Origin of the sequence: Methylobacterium sp. J-043 (assembly GCF_022829505.1) — a bacterium.
In the GTDB taxonomy this organism is placed as follows: Bacteria; Pseudomonadota; Alphaproteobacteria; order Rhizobiales; family Beijerinckiaceae; genus Methylobacterium; species Methylobacterium extorquens_A.
In genome coordinates this window covers 171,371-191,485 of the sequence record NZ_JAKSYB010000025.1, presented here as the reverse complement: position 1 = coordinate 191,485, position 20,115 = coordinate 171,371, and the positions used below count along the sequence as shown (strand labels likewise).

The 20,115-nt window shown below is 69.1% G+C and carries 18 protein-coding genes; 9 read left to right on the top strand and 9 right to left on the bottom strand.

Going from position 1 to position 20,115, the window contains the following annotated elements:
* Positions 1-340: 340 nt before the first annotated feature.
* The gene (locus tag MKK50_RS02420) at positions 341-778 is read right to left on the bottom strand and encodes a Ros/MucR family transcriptional regulator (RefSeq protein WP_253367706.1); all 438 of its coding nucleotides are present in this window, start codon (positions 776-778) and stop codon (positions 341-343) included.
* 438 nt (positions 779-1,216) lie between these two features.
* On the opposite strand from MKK50_RS02420, the gene MKK50_RS02415 reads away from it, so the two are divergent.
* The 3 genes from MKK50_RS02415 (at position 1,217) to MKK50_RS02405 (ending at position 7,417) form a co-directional block, all read left to right on the top strand.
* Positions 1,217-3,364 (top strand): S9 family peptidase, encoded by a 2,148-nt coding sequence (locus tag MKK50_RS02415; protein WP_499020144.1) that lies wholly within the window; start codon positions 1,217-1,219, stop codon positions 3,362-3,364.
* A gap of 152 nt (positions 3,365-3,516) precedes the next feature.
* Positions 3,517-3,939 carry a hypothetical protein gene (locus tag MKK50_RS02410; protein WP_499020142.1) on the top strand — a complete coding sequence of 141 codons (423 nt, stop codon included), beginning with the start codon at positions 3,517-3,519 and terminating at the stop codon, positions 3,937-3,939.
* A 115-nt stretch (positions 3,940-4,054) separates the two neighbouring features.
* Positions 4,055-7,417, top strand: a complete 3,363-nt coding sequence (locus MKK50_RS02405; protein WP_499020140.1) for a hypothetical protein — start codon at positions 4,055-4,057, stop codon at positions 7,415-7,417.
* Between the two features lie 3 nt (positions 7,418-7,420).
* Here the strand turns inward: MKK50_RS02405 and MKK50_RS02400 are convergent, their stop codons facing one another.
* The 5 genes from MKK50_RS02400 to fabA form a co-directional block, all read right to left on the bottom strand.
* Complete coding sequence (locus MKK50_RS02400) at positions 7,421-7,822, bottom strand: DoxX family protein (RefSeq protein WP_499020137.1); 402 nt, start codon at positions 7,820-7,822, stop codon at positions 7,421-7,423.
* 56 nt (positions 7,823-7,878) lie between these two features.
* Positions 7,879-8,640, bottom strand: coding sequence for a flagellar type III secretion system pore protein FliP (gene fliP / locus MKK50_RS02395; RefSeq protein ID WP_499020136.1), 762 nt, complete (start codon positions 8,638-8,640; stop codon positions 7,879-7,881).
* Between the two features lie 67 nt (positions 8,641-8,707).
* The gene (gene fabI / locus MKK50_RS02390; RefSeq protein WP_253367712.1) at positions 8,708-9,538 is read right to left on the bottom strand and encodes an enoyl-ACP reductase FabI; all 831 of its coding nucleotides are present in this window, start codon (positions 9,536-9,538) and stop codon (positions 8,708-8,710) included.
* Between the two features lie 461 nt (positions 9,539-9,999).
* Positions 10,000-11,226 (bottom strand): beta-ketoacyl-ACP synthase I, encoded by a 1,227-nt coding sequence (gene fabB, locus MKK50_RS02385; protein WP_499020134.1) that lies wholly within the window; start codon positions 11,224-11,226, stop codon positions 10,000-10,002.
* Between the two features lie 173 nt (positions 11,227-11,399).
* The gene (gene fabA, locus MKK50_RS02380) at positions 11,400-11,939 is read right to left on the bottom strand and encodes a bifunctional 3-hydroxydecanoyl-ACP dehydratase/trans-2-decenoyl-ACP isomerase (protein ID WP_003604006.1); all 540 of its coding nucleotides are present in this window, start codon (positions 11,937-11,939) and stop codon (positions 11,400-11,402) included.
* Positions 11,940-12,227: 288 nt separating this feature from the next.
* Here fabA and irrA point away from each other — a divergent pair, with 288 nt between their 5' ends.
* Positions 12,228-12,728 carry an iron response transcriptional regulator IrrA gene (gene irrA, locus MKK50_RS02375; protein WP_253373944.1) on the top strand — a complete coding sequence of 167 codons (501 nt, stop codon included), beginning with the start codon at positions 12,228-12,230 and terminating at the stop codon, positions 12,726-12,728.
* Between the two features lie 83 nt (positions 12,729-12,811).
* On the opposite strand, the gene MKK50_RS02370 is transcribed toward irrA, so the two are convergent.
* Positions 12,812-13,405 carry an SH3 domain-containing protein gene (locus MKK50_RS02370; RefSeq protein WP_253367714.1) on the bottom strand — a complete coding sequence of 198 codons (594 nt, stop codon included), beginning with the start codon at positions 13,403-13,405 and terminating at the stop codon, positions 12,812-12,814.
* 390 nt (positions 13,406-13,795) lie between these two features.
* Between MKK50_RS02370 and MKK50_RS02365 the strand changes: the two genes are divergently transcribed.
* Positions 13,796-14,800, top strand: a complete 1,005-nt coding sequence (locus MKK50_RS02365) for a 2-hydroxyacid dehydrogenase (RefSeq protein WP_253367716.1) — start codon at positions 13,796-13,798, stop codon at positions 14,798-14,800.
* 381 nt (positions 14,801-15,181) lie between these two features.
* Here MKK50_RS02365 and MKK50_RS02360 read toward each other — a convergent pair whose 3' ends face one another.
* On the bottom strand, positions 15,182-16,195 hold the full coding sequence (locus MKK50_RS02360) for a bifunctional riboflavin kinase/FAD synthetase (protein WP_499020132.1): 1,014 nt from the start codon (positions 16,193-16,195) through the stop codon (positions 15,182-15,184).
* 305 nt (positions 16,196-16,500) lie between these two features.
* Between MKK50_RS02360 and MKK50_RS02355 the strand changes: the two genes are divergently transcribed.
* The 3 genes from MKK50_RS02355 to MKK50_RS02345 all read left to right on the top strand — a co-directional run bounded on the left by MKK50_RS02355 (position 16,501) and on the right by MKK50_RS02345 (position 17,985).
* Entirely contained in the window at positions 16,501-16,884 is a 384-nt protein-coding gene (locus MKK50_RS02355) for a response regulator (protein WP_003604011.1), read from the top strand.
* Between the two features lie 183 nt (positions 16,885-17,067).
* Complete coding sequence (locus MKK50_RS02350) at positions 17,068-17,604, top strand: protein phosphatase CheZ (RefSeq protein ID WP_253367720.1); 537 nt, start codon at positions 17,068-17,070, stop codon at positions 17,602-17,604.
* Between the two features lie 153 nt (positions 17,605-17,757).
* The gene (locus tag MKK50_RS02345; RefSeq protein ID WP_253367722.1) at positions 17,758-17,985 is read left to right on the top strand and encodes a hypothetical protein; all 228 of its coding nucleotides are present in this window, start codon (positions 17,758-17,760) and stop codon (positions 17,983-17,985) included.
* 37 nt (positions 17,986-18,022) lie between these two features.
* Here the strand turns inward: MKK50_RS02345 and MKK50_RS02340 are convergent, their stop codons facing one another.
* Positions 18,023-19,501, bottom strand: a complete 1,479-nt coding sequence (locus MKK50_RS02340; protein WP_499020130.1) for an EAL domain-containing protein — start codon at positions 19,499-19,501, stop codon at positions 18,023-18,025.
* Between the two features lie 284 nt (positions 19,502-19,785).
* Here MKK50_RS02340 and MKK50_RS02335 point away from each other — a divergent pair, with 284 nt between their 5' ends.
* Positions 19,786-20,007, top strand: a complete 222-nt coding sequence (locus MKK50_RS02335) for a heavy-metal-associated domain-containing protein (RefSeq protein WP_253367725.1) — start codon at positions 19,786-19,788, stop codon at positions 20,005-20,007.
* Positions 20,008-20,115: the final 108 nt, after the last annotated feature.

Genomic DNA, 20,115 nt, shown 5'->3' with positions numbered 1-20,115 from the left:
GGGCTTGGTGGGGGTGGTTTTCCGGTCTCTGCGCTCTCGTCCTCGGCCTTGCCGCGCACCCCGTATCCCCCCTGCTTGAAGGGATACGTAGGGGCGGCCCCGGCGCGAGCCCGGGGGGGGGGCCCCCCGGGGGGGGGTTTCGTTGGTTTTGCGAAGTTTTCGGGGGGGCGGTCGCCCCCCAGGTGAAAGGCAAAGAGCCGAGGGTTGGCGCTTCCCCCGTTTTTTTTTTGGAAAACTTGTTCCCCCATGGCCCCCCCCCCCCCCCCGCACGAACCGCCGCTGCGCCAGGCCTGAACAGGGCGGCGCAGCCTGCGTTTCGTGAGGGGCGGCGGAAGAAACCTCAGGCGGCTGCCTCGTAGCCCGGCCGCACCTGACCGAGGCCGATCGCCTTGGCGAGGTCGGAGCGAGCCTTGGCATAGTTCGGCGCTACCATCGGGTAGTCGGGCGACAGGCCCCACTTGGCGCGATACTGCTCGGGGGAAAGGTTGTATTTGGCGCGCAGGTGCCGCTTCAGCGACTTGAAGGTCCGCCCGTCTTCCAGGCAGACGAGATAGTCCGGCTGGATCGACTTCTTGATCGAAACGGCCGGCTGGAGCGCCTCCTGGGCCACGGGCTGCGGAGCGCCGGTGCGGCCGGTTCCGACCTGGATCAGGGCGCCGTGGATGCTGCCGATCAGACCGGCGAGTTCGGCGGCCGGCACCGGGTTATTGCTCACATAGGCGGCGACGATATCGGCCGTGAGAGCGACGTAATCGACCGGCGTCTCGGTTTCGTTCATGTTCTTGGCTGTCCCTTGGCGGTGCATCGCGCGCAATCGATCCGGCCCGTCATCCGGCTTGAAGATGGAAACGGACAGGTACCTATCGGCCTGTGCAATGATGCCGCTTGATTTCGGTTTGGCGTGACGCCCCCGCAGTCACGGGTTCTACCTAGAACATCCAAATTAGACCTGCAAGACAGGACGGGTATGCACAACTGAACGGACCCTTCGCCATCTGGGACGTGCACAATTTGTCGTGAATGCTCGATATCTCTGAGACCGGGACGGTCCATCCGCTGCGTTCGCACCCGCGCCGCGGCGTGGAGCAGCAGAGGCGTGGCAAGGGGGCGGCGCATTTGCCAGCCTTGCGGCCACGGCCGCCGCGCGGCACACCGCCTGATATCTCACGCGTTTTTTCTCAAGCGTCCCATTCAGCGTTCCCACCGGAGTCCGGCGATGACCTTCGAGCCACCCCCCTTCGCCCTGCCGTCCGAGGCACCCGTTGCCGAGACACGCCCGCACGCCTTCGACCTCTTCGGCCAGCGCGTCGAAGACCCGTTCGCATGGCTCAAGGCCGAGAACTGGCGTGCGGTGCTGAAGGACCCGTCGGCGCTGGCCCCCAACATCCGCGCCTATCTCGAAGCCGAGAACACCTATGCCGAGGCTGCGCTCAGCGGCGCGGCCGACCTGCGCAAAACCCTGGTCGCCGAGATGCGCGGGCGCATCCGCGAGGATGATGCCTCGGTGCCCGAGCCCGACGGACCTTTTGCCTATTATTCCCGCCACCGCGATGGCGGACAGCATCCGCTGGTCTGCCGCCGTCCGCGCACCGTCCACCGCATCGCCGAGGAGCCGGAGGACGGCGAGATTGGTGAGCAGATCCTGCTCGACGGCGACCGGGAGGGCGAGGGCCTCGCCTTCTTCGAGATCGCCGGAGCAGCCCATTCCGACGACCACCGCCTGCTCGCCTGGGGCGTCGACACCAAGGGCTCGGAACTCCACACCATCCGCGTGCGTGACCTCGACACCGGCGAGGACCGCGCCGAGCGGGTCGAGTCGACTGCCGGCGACGCGGTGTGGAACGCTTCCGGCACCGCCTTCTTCTACGTGGCGCTGGACGAGAACCACCGTCCGGCCCGCGTCATGCGCCACCGCCTCGGCACCGATCAGGCGGAAGACACGACCGTTTACGAGGAATCCGATCCGGGTTTCTTCGTGAACATCGGCCGCACCCAGTCGGGTACCTACCTTACGGTCACGGCGAGCGACCACGAGACATCGGAGGTCTACCTGCTCGATCGCGCCGACGACGAGGGCGCGCTGGCCTGTGTCGCACCGCGCGAGGAGCGGCTGATCTATTCGGTCGAGCATTGGGGCTCGTACCTCGTCATCCTGACGAATGCCGACGGCGCGGTGGACTTCAAGATCGTCACCTGCCCCCTCGACGCCACCGCGCGCGAGAACTGGCGCGACGCGGTGCCGTACCGGCCCGGCGTGATGATCCGGCACCTGCACGTGCTCGGCAATCACCTCGTGCGGCTCGAACTGGAGAACGCCCTGCCGCGCATCGTCGTGCGCGACATGAAGGGCGAGGAGCACACCGTCTCCTTTGCCGAGGAAGCTTACTCGCTCGGGTTGCTGCCGGGCTACGAGTTCGAGACGGCGCGGATCCGCTTCAGCTATTCGTCGATGACGACGCCGGCCGAGACCTACGACTACGATTGCGTCACCCGCGCCCGCATCCTGCGCAAGCGCCAGAGCGTGCCGAGCGGCCACGAGCCCGCCGACTACGTGACCCGGCGCCTGTTCGCGACCGCACCCGACGGCGAGAGCGTGCCGATTTCGCTCCTGCACCGCCGCGGGCTCAGCCTCGACGGCTCGGCGCCGCTGCTGCTCTACGGCTACGGCTCCTACGGCACGCTGATGCCGGCGGGCTTTCGCACCAACCTGCTCAGCCTCGTCGATCGCGGCTTCGTCTACGCCATCGCCCATGTCCGCGGCGGTACCGAGAAGGGCTGGAACTGGTATCTCGACGGCAAGCGCGAGAAGAAGCCGAACACCTTCACCGATTTCGTGGCCTGCGGCCGGGCGCTGATCGAGGCGGGCTACACCGCCCAGGGCCGGATCGTCGCCCATGGCGGCAGCGCGGGCGGCATGCTGATGGGGGCGGCCGCCAACCTCGCGCCGGAGCTGTTCGCCGGCATCGTCGCCGACGTGCCCTTCGTCGATGTGCTCAACACCATGCTCGATGCGGATCTGCCGCTGACGCCGCCGGAATGGCCCGAATGGGGCAACCCGGCCGAGAGCGAGGAGGCCTTCAAGACGATCCTGGCCTACTCGCCCTACGACAACGTCGCCGCCAAGGCCTATCCGGCGATCCTTGCGCTCGGCGGCCTCACCGATCCGCGCGTGACCTATTGGGAGCCGGCCAAATGGGTGGCGCGTCTGCGCGCCACCATGACCGGCGGCGGCCCGGTTCTCATGAAGATCAACATGGAAGCCGGGCACGGCGGCGCCGCCGGCCGGTTCGACCGCCTGGAGGAGGTCGGCCTGATCTACGCTTTCGCGCTGATGGCAGCGGGGCGCGCGGCGAAGTCGGTCTGACCCCGATCGGGGCCGGCCGCGACATGCCGCGCGGCCGGCGCTTCGACAAAGCTTCGCGAAGAGGGCAGAACAACGCCCGCGCCTTTGCTATGCTGGGGCGACAAAAATAAGATCAAGATAATGATTATGCAAAAGGCCCAGGGAGAAACACGATGAAGCATTTCGCGATCGCAGCCGCGATTCTGTTCGCATGGCCGCTCGCCGCTGCGGCCGAGGCACCCGCCGCGCCTGACATCGCCAAGACTGCGCCCGAGGCTGCTCCGGACGGTGCCCCGAAGGCGCCCCAGACCGCGCAGGAGCGCCAGGAGGCGAATGCGGCCAAGCTCGCAGGGCTCGTCCGCTTCGTCGGCGAATCCTGCAAGGAGGCGCAGCCCGATTACGAACGGTTCAAGGCGGTGGTCTCCGCCATGGGCGTCGACATCGACGCGATCTCGAAGGGCGAATTGCTCATGCGCAGCATGGGCTACACCGAAGCCTACCGGAAGGACGTCGATGAGAGCTGCCGCAAGGCGCAGGAGATGTTCGGCGAGAAAGGCAAGGCGATCCCCGGCCTCGTCCTGCGCAAGGCCTCGTAACCGAGCGTCGTCCTTAAGCGCCCGTTCACTGCGCTGGGCGAGAGTGCCGGCACGAGTGGCGTTCGGCGCCCGGCCGTCGAGGGCCGGCCGCCGGTGAGGGCGGGCGTTTCGGGCGATGGGGGGAGGGGCCGGTCAGGCAAAGCGGCGTCCGGGCAGGGTTCTCCTGCGCGCCGGCTTCGCTGTCGGCCTCTGTGCCGCGGCCTCGGCGGCGGAGGCGGCCCGGCTCGTCTCGGCCAAGGGCGCGCAGCCGCCGGAGGGCTTCGGCCGCATCGTCCTGACCTTCGATGAGCCGGTCTCCGTCAAGGCGCGGGTGTCGGGCGCGATCCTCGTACTCAATTTCGGCGGAGCGGTGGGGGCCGGTCCCGAGCGCATCGCGGCGGGGATGCCGGACTACGTCACCGTGGTGCGGCGCGACCCCGACGGCTCGGCCCTGCGCCTCGCCCTGCAGCGGCCCTACCGCGTCAACGTGCAGGATGCCGGCGAACAGGTCTTCATCGATCTCCTGCCGGAGAGCTGGAACGGCTTCCTTCCGCCGCTACCCACCGAAGTCGTCGCTGACCTCGCCCGCCGGGCGGCCGCCGCCGAGGCCAGCCTGAAGGCGCGCAACCCGGCCCCGGTGCCGCGTCCGCTCGCCCTTGAACTCGCCCGCACCGATGCGCGCACCCGGCTCTCCCTGCGCCTGCCGGAAGGCTCCGAGGCCGCCTTCGCCCCGAACGGCACCGGCACGCGCATGACGCTGCCGGGAGCCTGGCGTATCGACGACCATGCCCTGCGCGGCCGCCTCGATCCGAATCTCGGCCGTGTCACGGTCGAGACGGAGGCGGGCGAGACACGGATCGTCGCGAGCCCGGCCGAGGGGGTGACACTCGCCACCCTGCGCGACGAGGATGTCGTGGCGATCGATTTCGTCACCAAGCCCAAGGTAACGGAAACCGCGACCGAGACGGCGAGCTCGCCCGTTCCGCCGGTCGCCGAGGCGAAGGGCGGGGCAAAGGAGGCACCGAAAGAGGCCGCGCGGCCCGCCGCAGCGAGCGCCGCCGCATCGCCGCGCCACGCCGCGCCGGCCCCGGTGTCGCGCAAGGCGGGCTCCGGCCTCGTCTTCCCCTTCGCCAAGCGCGTGCCGGCGGCGTTATTCGAGCGCGGCGGCATCGTCACCCTCGTCTTCGCTACGACCGAGCCGGTCACCGTGCCGCCGCCCGGTGCCACGGGTCTCGTCGCGCTCGCGCCGCCGCTGCGCAGCGGCGGCTTCACCATTCTCCGCTTCACCGCACCCGCGGGCCGGCTCGTGGATCTTCTGCCCGTCACCGAGCCGGCCGGATGGGAGCTGGCGACCGGCGACGGTCTCTCGCCGAGCGAGAGCCTGACCGCCCAGCGCGCGCCGATGGCTCAGGGCCGGCTCGGCGTCACCGTGCGGCTGCCCGAGGCAGGCCCGGCCGGTTGGCTCGATCTCGACGGCGAGCGCATCGCCGTCGTCACCACCGACGGCAGCCGCCCCGCCGGAGTCGTCAAGGCGCAGCGCTTCGTGGAGTTCGAGCTGATTCCGAGCCGGCTCGGCCTCGCCGTTCTCGCCAACGCCGACGATCTCATCGTGCGGCCGGATCTCGACGGCGTGACGATCGGCCGTGAGGGGGCAAGAGAGGGTGCACGGGAAGGCCGCGACGGCGGGCTCTCGGTGTCGGGCATTTCCCGCCCCGCAGATCCGCCCGTGGGCGCCGTCACGGAACTGGCGGTCGATCGCGACGCCTGGGAACGAGCACAGCGCGGCGACGTGCGCGCGACCCTGCGGGAAGGACTCGCCGCCGCCGTCGAGGCCCATCGCCGTGACCGCGGCGGCGCCCGCCTCGGTCTCGCCCGGGCGATGATGGCCAACGACCTCGACGTGGAGGCGCTGGGCGCGCTGACTTCCGCCGCCGCCGACGACGTGGTCATCGACGGCGACCGGCAGACGGCGCTGATGCGCGGTATCCTGCTCGCCCGGATCGGACGGGCGGAGGAGGCGCGCAAGCTCCTCTCCGACGAGCGGCTCGCCACCAATCCGGAAGCCCGGCTCTGGCGCGGCTACGCCGACGCCTTGGCCGGCCGTTGGAGCGAGGCGGCCGTCGCTCTGCGTGCCGGTGAGTCAGTCCTGGAGCGCTACCCCGAGCCGCTCGCCTCGCTGTTCCATGCCGCCGCCGCCGAGGCCGCGGTCGAGACCGGCGATTGGGAGGCGGTCACCCGCGAATCGATTGCCGCCACTCGCGCCGCGACCGAGTACACCCGAGACCGGCTGACGCTGCTGCGGGCGAAGATGGACGAGGCGACCGGCCGCAGCGCGGCGGCGTTGGCGGCCTACGAGACGCTGCGGGGCCAAGCGCCATGGCCGCTGGCGGCGGAAGCGACCCTGCGCGCCGCCTCCCTCGGCCACACCCTTGGCAAGACGCCTCTGCCCGAAGCGATCGACCAGTTGGAAGTTCTGGCCCTGACCTGGCACGGCGGCCCGACCGAGATCGGAACGCTCGGCGCGCTCGGCGGCCTCTATGAGGAAGCCGGGCGCTGGCGCAAGATCTTCACCACCGCCCGCCGCGCCAACGCCCTGAGCCCCGAGGCGCCGATTGCCCGCGCCCTGCACGACCGGGCTCTGGCCGTGTTCGAGGATCTGTTCCTGGGCGCCCGTGGCGAGCGGCTCGGCGGCGTCGAGGCGCTGGCGCTCTACTTCGACTTCAAGGACTTCGCGCCCGCCGGCCGGCGTGCCGACGAGATCGTGCGGCGGTTGGCCGACCGCCTCGTTGCCCTCGACCTGCTCGATTCCGCCGACGAATTGCTGCAATATCAGATCGATCACCGGCTGGAGGGCACGGCCCGCTCGTCGGTTTCGGCGCGTCTCGCCACGATCCGCCTGATGGAGGGCAAGCCGCTTCAGGCGCTCCAGACGCTCGACGCGACGCACCTGCCCGAACTGCCCGACGACGTGCGCCGCGCACGCGCGATGCTGCGCGCCCGCGCCCTGTCGGACCTCTCCCGTACCGATCTCGCGCTCGAGACGGTCGAGGGCGAGACCGGGGCCGACGCCGAGCGTCTGCGGGCCGACATCCTGTGGGCGGCCCGGCGCTGGCGCGAGGCCGGTGAGGCGCACGAGATGATCCTCGGGCCGGCTTGGCGCTCCGGCAAACCCCTCGACGACACCGCGCGGGCCGACGTGATCCGGGCGGGCATCGCCTACGGTCTCGCGGGCGAGTCTCTCGGGCTCGAACGGCTGAAGGCGAAGTTCGCGGGGCCGATGGCCGAGAGCGCTGATGCCCGCACCTTCGCCATGCTGACGCGGCCGGACGCGCCCCGCTCCGCCGCCTTCCGCGACGCGGCCCTGCGGGCCACCAAGGCGGAGACGCTCGCCGCCTTCCTCTCGGAGTACCGCAAGCGCTACCCCGAGAGCGCCGTACCGGAACCCGGCAGCGCAGCGACGGGCAACCGCGCCGAGGCGCCGTCCCCGCCGCCGGGGTGAGGCTCAGTACCGGCCGCGACCGCGCTGCGCGTCGATGCTCCACGGGCCGGGGCCGGCGAAGGCGATGTAGAGAAAGACGAAGCAGAACAGGATCGCCGCATCGCCGCCGTTCAGCGCCGGGAAGAAGCTCTTGGGAGCGTGGGCGATGAAGTAGGCAAAGGCCATCTGACCGGAGAGGATGAAGGCCACCGGCCGGCTGAACAGCCCGACCACGAGCAGCGCGCCGCCGATGAGTTCGAGCAGGCCGGCGATGCCCGACAGCGACATCAGCGGCGGGTTCATCGAGCTTGCCGGAAAGCCGAGAATCTTCTGCGTGCCGTGCGCCATGAAGACCATCGCCGAGACGATGCGCAGGATGCTCAGCATCCGCGGGGCCCAATGAGTGGTGGTGGTCGTCAGATCCATGCGTCGGCGTCCTCTTTACGCGGCCGCCACAACCTCGAATCGTATCGTGGCGGGCCTCAGCCTCCGTAGCTCTGAATCAGGGAGCCCGCCACCAGCGTCCAACCATCGACCAGAACGAAGAAGATCAGCTTGAACGGGAGCGCGACGGTGGCCGGCGGCAGCATCATCATGCCCATCGCCATCAGCACCGAGGCGACGACGAGGTCGATGATGAGGAAGGGGATGAACAGGAGGAAGCCGATCTCGAAGGCGCGCCGAAGCTCGGAGATCATGAAGGCCGGAGTGACGATCTCCAGGCCGATCGCCTCCGGGCCCGCCGGGGCCGGCTGGCGTGCCATGTCGAGGAACAGCTTGAGATCCTTCTCGCGCACGTTGCGCAGCATGAAGGTCTTGAACGGAGCCGAGGCGCGCTCGAACGCCTGGGACTGGCTGATCTGGCCCGCCATCAACGGCTCGACGCCGGTCCGGTAGGCCTCCCGTGCCGTCGGCGCCATCACGAAGGCGGTCAGGAACAGGGCCAAGCTGACCATCACCGTGTTGGGCGGGGCGGTCTGCGTGCCGAGCGCCGAGCGCAGGATCGACAGCACGACGACGATCCGGGTGAACGAGGTCGCCATCACCAGCACGGAGGGCGCGAGCGCGAGCACCGTGATCAGTGCGACGAGTTGGAGCGCCCGTTCCGTGGTGCCGCCCGCGCCGAGATCGAGGGTGACACTCTGCGCCCACGCTGCGCCCGCGCCACCCATGAGCAGGAGGGAAGCCAGGACTAGCGTCAGGGAAAGGGATCGCGGCACGAGTCGGCGGGGGGAGGGGATCATCGCGGGCCGCACCCTGCGGCGTGACGCGGTCGTGCACAAGCGACGCGACGACACGCTGCCGGCGGGATCACAGATCGCCGACGACGCCCGCCTCGTCCTGGGCCTGAAGCACTGCCGGGCGTGGCATCGAGATGATGTTGTAGCCCGAATCGACGAAGTGGATTTCGCCGGTCACGCCGCCCGAGAGGTCGGACAGCAGGTAGAGGGCGGAGTTGCCGACATCGTCCAGCGTCACCGTGCGCCGCAGCGGCGCGTGCGCCTTCTGGTGGTTGTACATCAGCCGTGCGTCGGCGATGCCGGCGCCGGCCAGCGTGCGCATCGGGCCGGCCGAGAGCGCGTTGACGCGGATCCCGTCGGGGCCGAGGTCGCTGGCGAGATAGCGGACGGACGCTTCGAGCGCGGCCTTGGCCACACCCATCACGTTGTAGTTCGGCATCACCCGGGTCGAGCCGGCATAGGTCAGCGTCAGCAGCGCGCCGCCCCGCGGCATCCGGGCGGCGGCACGCTGGGCGATCTCGGTGAAGGAGAAGCAGGAGATCGTCATGGTCCGCGAAAAGTTCGCGCGGGTCGTGACATCGACGTAGCGGCCCTTGAGCTGCGCCTTGTCGGAAAAGCCGATGGCGTGGACGATGAAGTCGATCCCGTCGGGGAAGCGTGCGTCGAGGGTGGCGAAGGCGGCATCGACGGTGGCGAGATCCTCGACGTCGCAGGGCAGCACGATGTCGGAGCCGACGGAGGCGGCCAGCGGTGTCACCCGGCGGCCAAGAGCCTCGCCCTGATAGGTGAAGGCCAGTTCGGCACCGTGCCGGTGCAGGGTCTTGGCGATGCCCCATGCGATCGAATGATCGTTGGCGACCCCCATGATGAGGCCGCGCTTGCCAGCCATCAAACCCGTCATTCCACCAACCCGTACGCGTTCGGCCCGGCGCCGAGGCGCCCCCTGCGAGGCTTAGCCCGCCGGGCGAGGGCCTGTCCACGCGTGGCGCCGGATTGCGCACGGGCATCCCGGAGCGGCACCGGAGGCCAGTCATGAAAAAGGCCCCGGCACGGAGGCGGCGGGGCCGAACCATGGATCGTTCGCGGGCGGTCGTCAGAAGTAGCCGCGGGTTCCCGACTGCGCGTCATCGATCAGAGTCTGCTTGGCGCGCACCGCCACGCTCGCGGCGATGGCGATGCCGGAGACTGTTAGCAGAGTGAGGAGAGCGATCATGATTTAACCTGCATATCGAAGCAGGAACGTGCGTGCAACGGGTGGGTTCCGCCGGTCCATCAGACTAAGGTCCGGCTTATGCTTTGCTTTTATTTCGCAGGTGCGAAAGGGCCGGTGCCGCACGGCGTGATGCCGTGCAGCGGGATCGGTCACGCATCCGGATGTTTGAGCACGAGCGTCGCGTTGGTGCCGCCGAAGCCGAAGGAATTCGACATCACGTGCCCGAGTTGGGCTCCGTCCCGGCGCTGGCGCAGGATCGGCATGTCGGCGAAGGCCGGGTCGAGTTCCTCGATATGCGCGCTCTCGCAGATGAAGCCGTTGTTCATCATCAGGAGCGCGTAGATCGCCTCCTGCACGCCGGTCGCGCCCAGCGAATGCCCAGTCAGCGACTTGGTGGCCGAGATCGGCGGGCAGGCGTCGCCGGCACCGAACACTGCGCGGATCGCCTCGATCTCCTTGTCGTCGCCGACCGGCGTCGAGGTGGCGTGCGGGTTGATGTAGTCGATCCTGACGCCCTTCAGGTCTTCCATGGCTTGGCGCATGCAGCGCACCGCGCCCTCGCCGGAGGGGGCGACCATGTCGTGACCGTCGGAGGTGGCGCCGTAGCCGGCGACCTCGCCGTAGATCCGCGCGCCGCGAGCCTTGGCGTGCTCGTACTCCTCCAGCACCAGCACGCCGGCGCCGCCCGCGATGACGAAACCGTCGCGATTCACGTCATAGGCGCGCGAGGCGCGGGCCGGGGTCTCGTTGTAGCGCGAGGACATCGCGCCCATGGCGTCGAACAGGACGGAGAGCGTCCAGTCCAGCTCCTCGCAGCCACCCGCGAAGATGATGTCCTGCCGGCCGCCACGGATGATCTCTGCGGCGTTGCCGATACAGTGATTCGAGGTCGCGCAGGCCGAGGAGATCGAATAGTTCACGCCGCGGATCTTGAACCACGTCGCCAGCGTGGCCGAGGCGGTCGAGGACATCGCTTTTGGCACCGCGAACGGGCCGACGCGCTTCGGCCCCTTCTCGCGGGCGATGGCGGCGGATTCGACGATGGTCCGGGTCGAGGGACCGCCCGAGCCCATGATGATGCCGGTGCGGTCGTTGGAGACCTCGCGCTCCTCCAGGCCCGCATCGCGGATCGCCTGATCCATGGCGATGTGGTTCCAGGCGGTGCCGCCGCCGTGGAAGCGCATGGCGCGGCGATCGACGACGCCCTCGGGATCGATCGTCGGCGCACCCGCCACTTGGCTGCGGAAGCCGTGTGCGGCCTGCGCCTCGGAGCGGGCGATCCCGGAACGGGCCTCGCGCAGGGAGTCCAGAACCTCCCCGGTATTGTTGCCGATGGACGAGACGATGCCCATCCCGCTGATGACGACACGCCGCATGATGGCTCGTGCTGCTGACGCCGCGGCTGGTGCGGCGTTTCCTCGGGGGGTCAGTTAGGATGATGCGCGGCCAATCTCAACCGCGCTTCACGCACTCGGCGCCGAACCGGCGGCCGGTTCGGCGCAAAATACCCTCCGAACCGAGGGGCAGGATCGAGCGAGCTGAGCTGGTCTCAGGCGCGGAAGAGCGCCACGCGCAGGTCGTTCGCCTCGTAGATGCGCCGGCCATCGGCCTCGAGCCACCCGTCGGCGATCCCGAGCACGAGCTTGCCCTGACGCACGCGCTTGATGTCGATGCCGTAGACGACCTGCTTGACGGTCGGCAGCACCTGATCGGTGAACTTCACCTCGCCGACGCCAAGCGCCCGGCCGCGGCCCAATGCGCCGAGCCAGCCGAGGTGGAAGCCGACGAGCTGCCACAGGGCGTCGAGCCCGAGGCAGCCGGGCATCACCGGATCGTCCTTGAAGTGGCAGGGGAAGAACCAGAGGTCCGGCCGGATGTCGAACTCGGCCAGCACGTGACCCTTGCCGTGGGCGCCGCCCTCGGTCCCGATCGAGGTGATCCGGTCGAACATCAGCATCGGCGGAAGCGGAAGCTGGGCATTACCCGCCCCGAACAGCTCACCGCGCCCGCAGGCCAGGAGATCCTCGTAGGAGAAGCTCGAAGCGCGCTGCGGAGAAGCGCCGTCGGATTGCTGGTCGAGAGAGGCCATGGATGACGTACGGGTCCTCGGTGACGGACGGGTCCGATGCGTGCGAACGGACGAGGCGTGATGGAATGGGCGCCTCGTTAGCACAGCCTCCGCGCGCCCACAAAGCGGCTCCCGCGCAGTGCCGATGCACAGTCTATGCTCGGCCCAACACCCGCCGGGCCGATGCGAGCCATGCGTCTTCCACGTATCAAACCGGTGTCGACATCGGCATGGGTTGCCGCAGGGCTCCGTGAGCCGTATAATTTCTACGCTATACTCATTCTAAATAAGTGGGAATCGCTCCCGACGATGTCCGATCTGATGCCTCTCCAGGCCGTGCTGAACGCACGGTCCGCTTCGCCGGGCGACGCTAGCGGCCGTCGGGGCTGCCCACTCTCCGACCTGCGCGATCGCTTGCGCCGGGCCGGCCTGCGCCCGACCCGTCAGCGTCTCTCGCTGGGCTGGCTTCTGTTCGGCCGCGGCGACCGCCACCTGACCGCGGAAATGCTCTACGACGAGGCGATGCGCGCCAAGGTGCCGGTCTCGCTGGCGACCGTCTACAACACGCTGCATCAGTTTACCGAAGCCGGCCTGCTGCGCCAGCTCGCGCTCGATGGCTCGAAGGCCTATTTCGATACCAACCCGAGCGAGCACCACCACTTCTTCTTCGAGGAAGAAGGCGAGGTTCTCGACATGCCGGATTGCGGTATCACGGTCGATTCGCTGCCCGATGCCCCCGAGGGCATGGAGATTGCCGGCGTCGAAGTGATCGTGCGTTTGCGCCGCCGCAAGGTATCCGGCCGCGCCTGATCCGGCGCCCCCGACTTCAGACACGAGAAAGGGCCCGGATTTCCGGGCCCTTTCTCGTTTCGATCATGGCGCGGCGGCTCGGCCTACTCCACCCGCTCGTCGGGGTAGACGCCCCACAACCGATTCTGGCGGATGTAGCCGTCGACGTCGCCGCGCTTGTCCGGAAGCGGCACCACGAGGCGGCACCACGAGCCCGTGCATCCCTTCACGCTGCCGATGACACCGGGCTGCAACCGCGCCTGCTCGGCCGACTGCTCGTCGGCGCGGGCGGTCAGCGGCACCGTCGCCTTGGCGGCGTCGGCCCGTTCGCCTGACGGGGGAATCACCACGGCGGTCCGCCGGCCGGAGAGCAACGAGTGCAGGACCCAGCCCTCCGTCCCTTCCGAATCGCGGATGCGGCGCCAAGTCTCGAACTCGGCGACAATCTCGACCGGCAGACCCTCGCGCTGGAACACCCATAGGGTGCGGTGGTCCTTCGAGGGGCCCTCGCGCAGGTTGACGCGGTTGGTCTTCAGGCTGGCGTAGCGCGGCAGGGGCAGCTTGGTTACGGGCCCTTTGCCGACCTCCGGCGCCGGGGCCGGCGCGGCTTCGGCAGTCAGCGGTATCAAAAGGGCGAACAGGGCCGCGAGCAGCGCGAGGCGCGCGGGGTTCATCGGGGGAAGCTCAGGCGGGCGCATGGTGCCTCGTCTCCGATCCGTGTCTCTGGAGCATCGTCCCGAAAGGTGGCCGCCGGCCTTCGGAAGAGACGATGCACAAGCACAATGCTCCAAGGTCATTCCGGCGGCGACGTTTCGGCGCGTGCGGGAGCACAGGCCGGAAACGTCCGCGGGTCGGCTTACGATCGGCCGACCCTCGGGCACTGATCCATCCGGGTCAGGGCCGCATTGTGTTCGCCGACCTCTCTGCTAGAGAGGCCGAACGTCCTGTGGCAGGCCGGGGAACCGGTCCGCCTACCGCTCCATCTGGCCGCGCCATGGTTAAGGGAGCGTAAGCCGACCCCCCGCGGCATAGCGGGGTGGCGTCCGGCGCAGGCACGGGAATGCGGACGGCCTCGTCGGGGAGGGAACATGTCGTCGTTGAAGCGCAAGCCGCTGGTGGTCGTCACGCGGCGTCTGCCGGACGTCGTCGAGACGCGCATGCGCGAATTGTTCGATACCCGCCTCAACCACGATGATGCGCCGCTCTCGCAGGAGGCACTCGCCGCCGCGATTCGCGAGGCCGACGTGCTCGTGCCCACCGTCACCGATGAGATCGGGGCCGGACTGCTCGCCCAGGCGGGGCCGAACCTGCGGCTCATCGCCAATTTCGGCAACGGTGTCGATCACATCGACGTCGCCGGGGCGCTGGAGCGCGGCATCACGGTCACCAACACGCCCGGCGTGCTGACCGAGGACACCGCCGACATGACCATGGCGCTGATTCTGGCGGTCGCCCGCCGCCTCGCGGAAGGCGCGCGCATCATTCCCGACGACGATTGGACCACGGGATGGTCGCCGACCTGGATGCTCGGCCGCCGCATCACGGGGAAGCGCCTCGGCATCGTCGGCATGGGACGCATCGGTCAGGCGCTCGCCCGCCGCGCCAAGGCCTTCGGGCTGTCGATCCACTACCACAACCGCCGCCGGGTGCCGTCGCATATCGAGGAATCGCTCGATGCGACCTACTGGGAATCCCTCGACCAGATGCTGGCCCGCGTGGATATCGTCTCGGTGAACTGCCCGCATACGCCCGCGACCTATCACCTGCTCTCGGCCCGCCGCCTGAAGCTGCTCAAGCCCGAGGCGATCGTCGTCAACACCGCCCGCGGCGAGGTGATCGACGAGAACGCGCTGGCGCGCCTGATCGAGGGCGGCGAGATCTCGGCCGCCGGCCTCGACGTGTTCGAGCAGGAGCCGGCGGTGAGCCCGCGCCTCGTGCGGCTCGCCCGCACCGGCAAGGTCGTGCTGCTGCCGCATATGGGCTCGGCAACGCATGAGAGCCGCACCGATATGGGCGAGAAGGTCATCATCAACATCAAGACCTTCATGGACGGCCACCGTCCGCCGGACCGGATCCTTCCGAGCATGCTCTGACCGACTGCTCGCCGGCTTGCGCCGAAGGCGGATCTGAACGCTGTCTTTCGGCATGTGGGGTACTATCCCCCCTCATGCAGCATGAAGAACGACGCGGCATCGCGCGTGCAAACGAGCGCCAAAGGCACGAATTTCACATCGTGTTGGGTTTGCTGATCCTATGGGGTGGCTCGTTCCGGTAGCTTGCCCGAGCCGCCCTTCGTGGCGTCGTCCTCTTTCCGAGCCGGCGGGATACGGACCGCTGGCTGCCCGACGATCCCGTGGCGTTCTGGATCGGGGTCTTCACCTGGATCCTGCTCGGACCGGTCATAATGGTCGGGACGGGGATCTTCGCTTGGATCCACCGAAACGATCCGATCTGACAGGCCGTCTTCGATCTGTTCAGCCCAGCATCGACGGCACGCGATCCGTGCGGATGGCCGCCTTGGCCCGAGCCGAGTCGACGTCCATCTGCGCGATCAGCGCCTCGGCGCTCGAAAACTTCTCCTCGCCGCGCAGGTAAGCCAGCAGCTCGACGGCGACTTCCTGCCCGTAGAGATCCCCCTTGAAGTCGAACAGGTGGACTTCGAGGAGCGGCGCGCCGTCGTCGAAGGTCGGGCGGCGGCCGTAACTCGCCACGCCGTCGTGCAGGCTGCCGTCGGCGAGGCGCACACGCACCGCATAGATGCCGTGGGCGAGCCCGCAGGATTCGAGGGCGAGGTTGGCGGTGGGGTAGCCAAGGGTCCGTCCGCGCTTGTCGCCGTGGCGCACCTGGGCCAGCACGAACCAGCGATAGCCGAGAAGGTCGTTGGCCCGCGCCACATCGCCCGATGCGAGGGCGGCGCGAATCGTGCTCGACGAGATCGGCGCATCGCCGGGATCGGCCGAGACCGCGGGGACGATGCGGCAGGACAGGCCGGCCCCGGCGCAGAGTTCGGCGAGCGTCCCCGGCGAGCCCTCGCGCCCGCGGCCGAAATGGAAATCGTGGCCGATCACCACGCCGGACAGGCCGAGCCCGTCGCGCAGCCAGCCCTCCACGAAATCCCGGGCGCTGGTCCCGGCCAGCCGCTCATCGAACCGACGCACAATCAGGCCGTCGAGACCGAGGCGCGCGAACACGATCTCCTTGGCGCTGGGGCCGGTGAGGCGGAACATCGGCTGGTCGGGGGCGAAGAAGGCGCGCGGATGCGGCTCGAAGGTCAGCACGACGGCGGGACGTGACCCTGCCTCGGCGCGCACCGCCTCGATCAGCGTGCGGTGGCCGCGATGGACGCCATCGAAATTGCCGAGCGCGGTGACGGCACCCGCCAGCGCCGGAGGCACCGGGTCGTCCTCGCGGCAGACCGTGAAGGGTCTCGGTGGGGGGCGGAGGCCGGTCCCGGCGGGCGGCACGGCGTTCTCGTCGCCTGAGGGCATCGGCTCCTGCGATCGAATGTCTGCGAGTCTCAAGGAAATGTCCGCCGGGAGCAGCGACGGGACGCGTCGGCGCGGCCGGGCTCGTCCGCCTCGTCCCCGCACGGCGGGAGAGCGGCGGGAGACTTGGCGAAATCAGTCTCTCCGGTCAAGCGAGGGGAAGGGCGCCGGATTAACTGGTTCGCAATCCGCGCCGCCTATTGTCTGAGAACGGAAGGCAGCTCCGCTCGCACGCGTCGATGCGACGTTGATCGCTCGAGAGAGCCGCGCCGCCAGTATCGATCAGGGACAAACGGAGCAATCGTCATATGGCCCTCGACCTCAGCATGCCTATCCTGGTGGTCGACGACTACCAGACCATGGTGCGTATCATCCGCAACCTCCTCAAGCAGCTTGGCTTCGAGGACGTGGATGATGCCTCCGACGGTACTGCGGCACTGGCGCGCCTGAAGGGCCGCAAGTACGGCCTCGTCATCTCGGATTGGAACATGGAGCCGATGACCGGCTACGAGCTTCTGCGCCATGTCCGCGCCGACGAGGGCCTGCGCACGACGCCGTTCATCATGGTCACCGCCGAGTCGAAGACCGAGAACGTCATCGCCGCCAAGAAGGCGGGCGTGAACAACTACATCGTCAAGCCCTTCAACGCCGCCACCCTCAAGTCGAAGATCGAGGCGGTGTGCGGGGCCTGATCTCACGATCCGCCGATGGACCGTCGCGCTGGACGAATGCGCGCCGAGCCGGAACGAGCGGACTGACACCGTAACGAGAGCCGGTCCCGGCGGTCATGCCGTCGGGACCGGCCTACAAGGAGCGGTCGTCCCCTTGGGTGGCCGTCAACGGATCGAACACGAGAACGTCGCGAGAGATCGCCCATGAAGATGATGGCAACGGCACGCGACGGCCGGTCGCAGAACTCCAACCCATCGGCGATGGTGAAGGAACTTCTCGACATCGCGGACTACATCGCGAGCCTGCGGGACGCGATCGCGATCCTGCGGGCCAACGAGCTGACCCGTGACCGCCTGCCGATGGTCCACGAGGAGTTGAGCGAGGTGGTGACGGCGACCGCTGGCGCGACCAACTCGATCATGGGCACCGCCGAAGCCATTCTCGCGCTGCCCGACGGGCCGGGCTACCGCGACGCCGTCGAGGCCAAGATCTACGACATCTTCGAGGCCTGCACCTTCCAGGACATCACCGGCCAGCGCATCGCCAAGGTGGCAGAGGCGATGAGCCAGCTCGAAGGGCGGCTCGCCCGCTTCAGTGCCGCCGTGAAAGCCCGCGACGCCGCCGGCATCGACGAGATCGAAGTCGACCGGCGCAAGCGCAACGAATCGCTGCTGCTCAACGGGCCGCAGATGGGCGGTCCCGCGACCGCGCAGGATGCCATCGACGCGCTGTTCGCCTGACGCGGCGGGACAACGGCCTTGGACGGGGCCGGCATCAGTACGCCCTTACGGCCAAGCTGCCTTGTTCCGAACATCGCCGTTGCGAAAAGCCGTCACGGTCATCCCTGAGAAAGGGTGCGGGATCCGAGCTGGGGACTCCGCAGGGGCTGGAACATGGCGAACTTCGATCTGCTGTCCGATCGCGCATCCGGCGATGCCCTCGACCGCGCCCGCGCGCAGGGGCAAATGCACCATTCCATCGCGACGACGCTTCTCGTGATCGCGGCCGCCCGCGCCGAGCGCGCGGCGCCGCCGGTCCATGCGGCACGCCAGCGTCTGGCGAAAATCTACGGAGCCTCCCGGCTGCGTAAGCGGATGGAACGCGACGCCGCCCGAGGCTGACGCCCGCCGTCCACCAACGTCGCGCCCGCTGCAGGCCTCACCCGGCTCTGCGCAGGAAGTCCCGGAACGGGCGACGCTGCGGCGGTGGGCTCGGCGGTGGTTCGGGCGAGGGCGGCGGCGGCGGCGCTGCCTCGGGCGAAGCCGAGAGCACTTCCCCCCGTACGGCACGCGGCGCGGCGAACACCCCCCCTTGCGCCAGCGGCACATCGAGATCGATGAGGTCCGGCACCTCCGTCTCGGCCTCGACGCCGGTCGCGACGAGCCGGATTCCGGCTCGCGCCAGGGATGTCACTAGATCCTCCAGGGCGATATCCGGCCTCGCCTCCCGGTCGAGGGGCCGCAGCAGCAGCGAGGCTGCGACCTTGACCTGCGTGATGCCGCGCTCGGCCAGAGCGGTCGGGTCAAACCGCAGGTCGATCGGGCGATCCATTACGAAGCCGATCCGCCCGCGCAAACCCGCCAGCAGGGCGGCCTGCTCCGCATCAAGGCTGCGCCAGCTCGATTGCGGCAGGGCGATCACGACGCGGCCCGCGAGTTCCGGCCCCTCGCTGACGAGGCGGCCGAGGGAGCGCAGAAAGCCCGGCTCGAACAGCGAATGCGGCGTCAGGCTGTAGCTGACCGAGGCTGGGCTGCCGCGCCCCTGGAGATGGCGCGCGATCGTGGCGACACGTTGGAGCATGCGCCGGTCGAGCGCCGTGGTGCGGCCGTGCCGCTCCAGAACGGGCAGGAACGTCTCCGGCGCGTAGACCGCGTCACCGACCTTGAGCCGCGCCAGCGCTTCGTAGGCGACGACCTTGCGCTGCGGCAGGGTGACGACCGGCTGCAGGAAAACTTCCAGACCCTCGCCGTCGAAGGCTTCGATCAGCGAGGCCGCGTCGGCGGCGGCAGCGAAATGGTCGGTGGGACGGGCCGCCGGCAGGGTCGTGCGGGGCACGAGCCGCATCGGCGGCGCCACCGGTTCCGTCTCGGGGGGAACGGTCACGGCCGGGGCCGGGCGTGGCCGGGCCGGCTCCGCCGCCGCTTGCGGAACCGGCTTCGGCTGGGGCGCCTGCGCCTGTACCCTCAGGCGGGCGATGTCGCCGTCCTGCGACGCCACCACCGCGGCGAGTTCCCGGACGATGCCGCTGAGGATGCCGATCTCGGCGGTCACCTCCTCAATCCCGGCATCGAGCCGTGCGTCGACTGCCTTGACCGCCTCGTCCGAAGTCTGCGCCGAAGGGGCCGCCGTCGCCGAATCCTGCATGCGCGACTGGATCAGCGCGGCCGTGACGGCTTCCAGCTTCACAAGGCGCTGAGAGAGGACGCCGATCTCCTTCGAGACGACCTCCTGCGCGACGGCGAAGGCGGACAGTCGCCGCCACAGCAGCGCTCCGCCGACGATCGCGAGGCCGGACACGGCGGCGACGGCGGCGAGGGGCAGGATGAGCGCCAGCGGAACGAGGACCAGGATGCCGATGAGGCCGAGGATCCAGGGGGTGCCGCGCGGGCGGATCGTTCGGGCTTTCGGTGTTTTCACCGTCGATCGACGCGCTTCTGTCTGGCGGCCACGGCCGGGCTTCTCATTCACGGTGCGGAGCAGGCGCCCGCCGAACGTGTGGGTGAAACGCGCCGGATCGCGCGAGGCCGCATCCGGATCGTCGTAACCCTAATGTCGCCGACGCCGCTTCCGGCTGCAAGGCGGTGTCATAGGTTTCTCCCGTGCATTCGGCCCGAACACGCCCGGCGCTTGCCGCGCGCGATCCCGAAGCCACATCTTCGGAGGCCTGTCTGTACCCGGCGGGCAGCGAGGAGACGATGGCGATGGACCAGAGCCCGATCGAATTGACGATGCGCGTGGACGGGATGACCTGCGAGGGATGCGCCGAGGCCGTGCGCCGCACGATCCGCCGCCTCGACCCGCAGGCGGAAGTCGCGGTCGATGTCGGCCTGGGCCGGGTCTCCGCGACGACCGTCGCGCAAAGTCTCGACGTGGCCCAGGCACTGACCAAGGCCGGTTACACCGCCACCGCGATGACCGGCTGAAACCATTCGGCCTCGCGCGCCGGCTGGCCGGGGGCGGATCACCTGTCCGAGATCACTTGTCCCATCAGAAAACTTAACGGTCGGGATCAAAAAAATCCGAGACGCTTT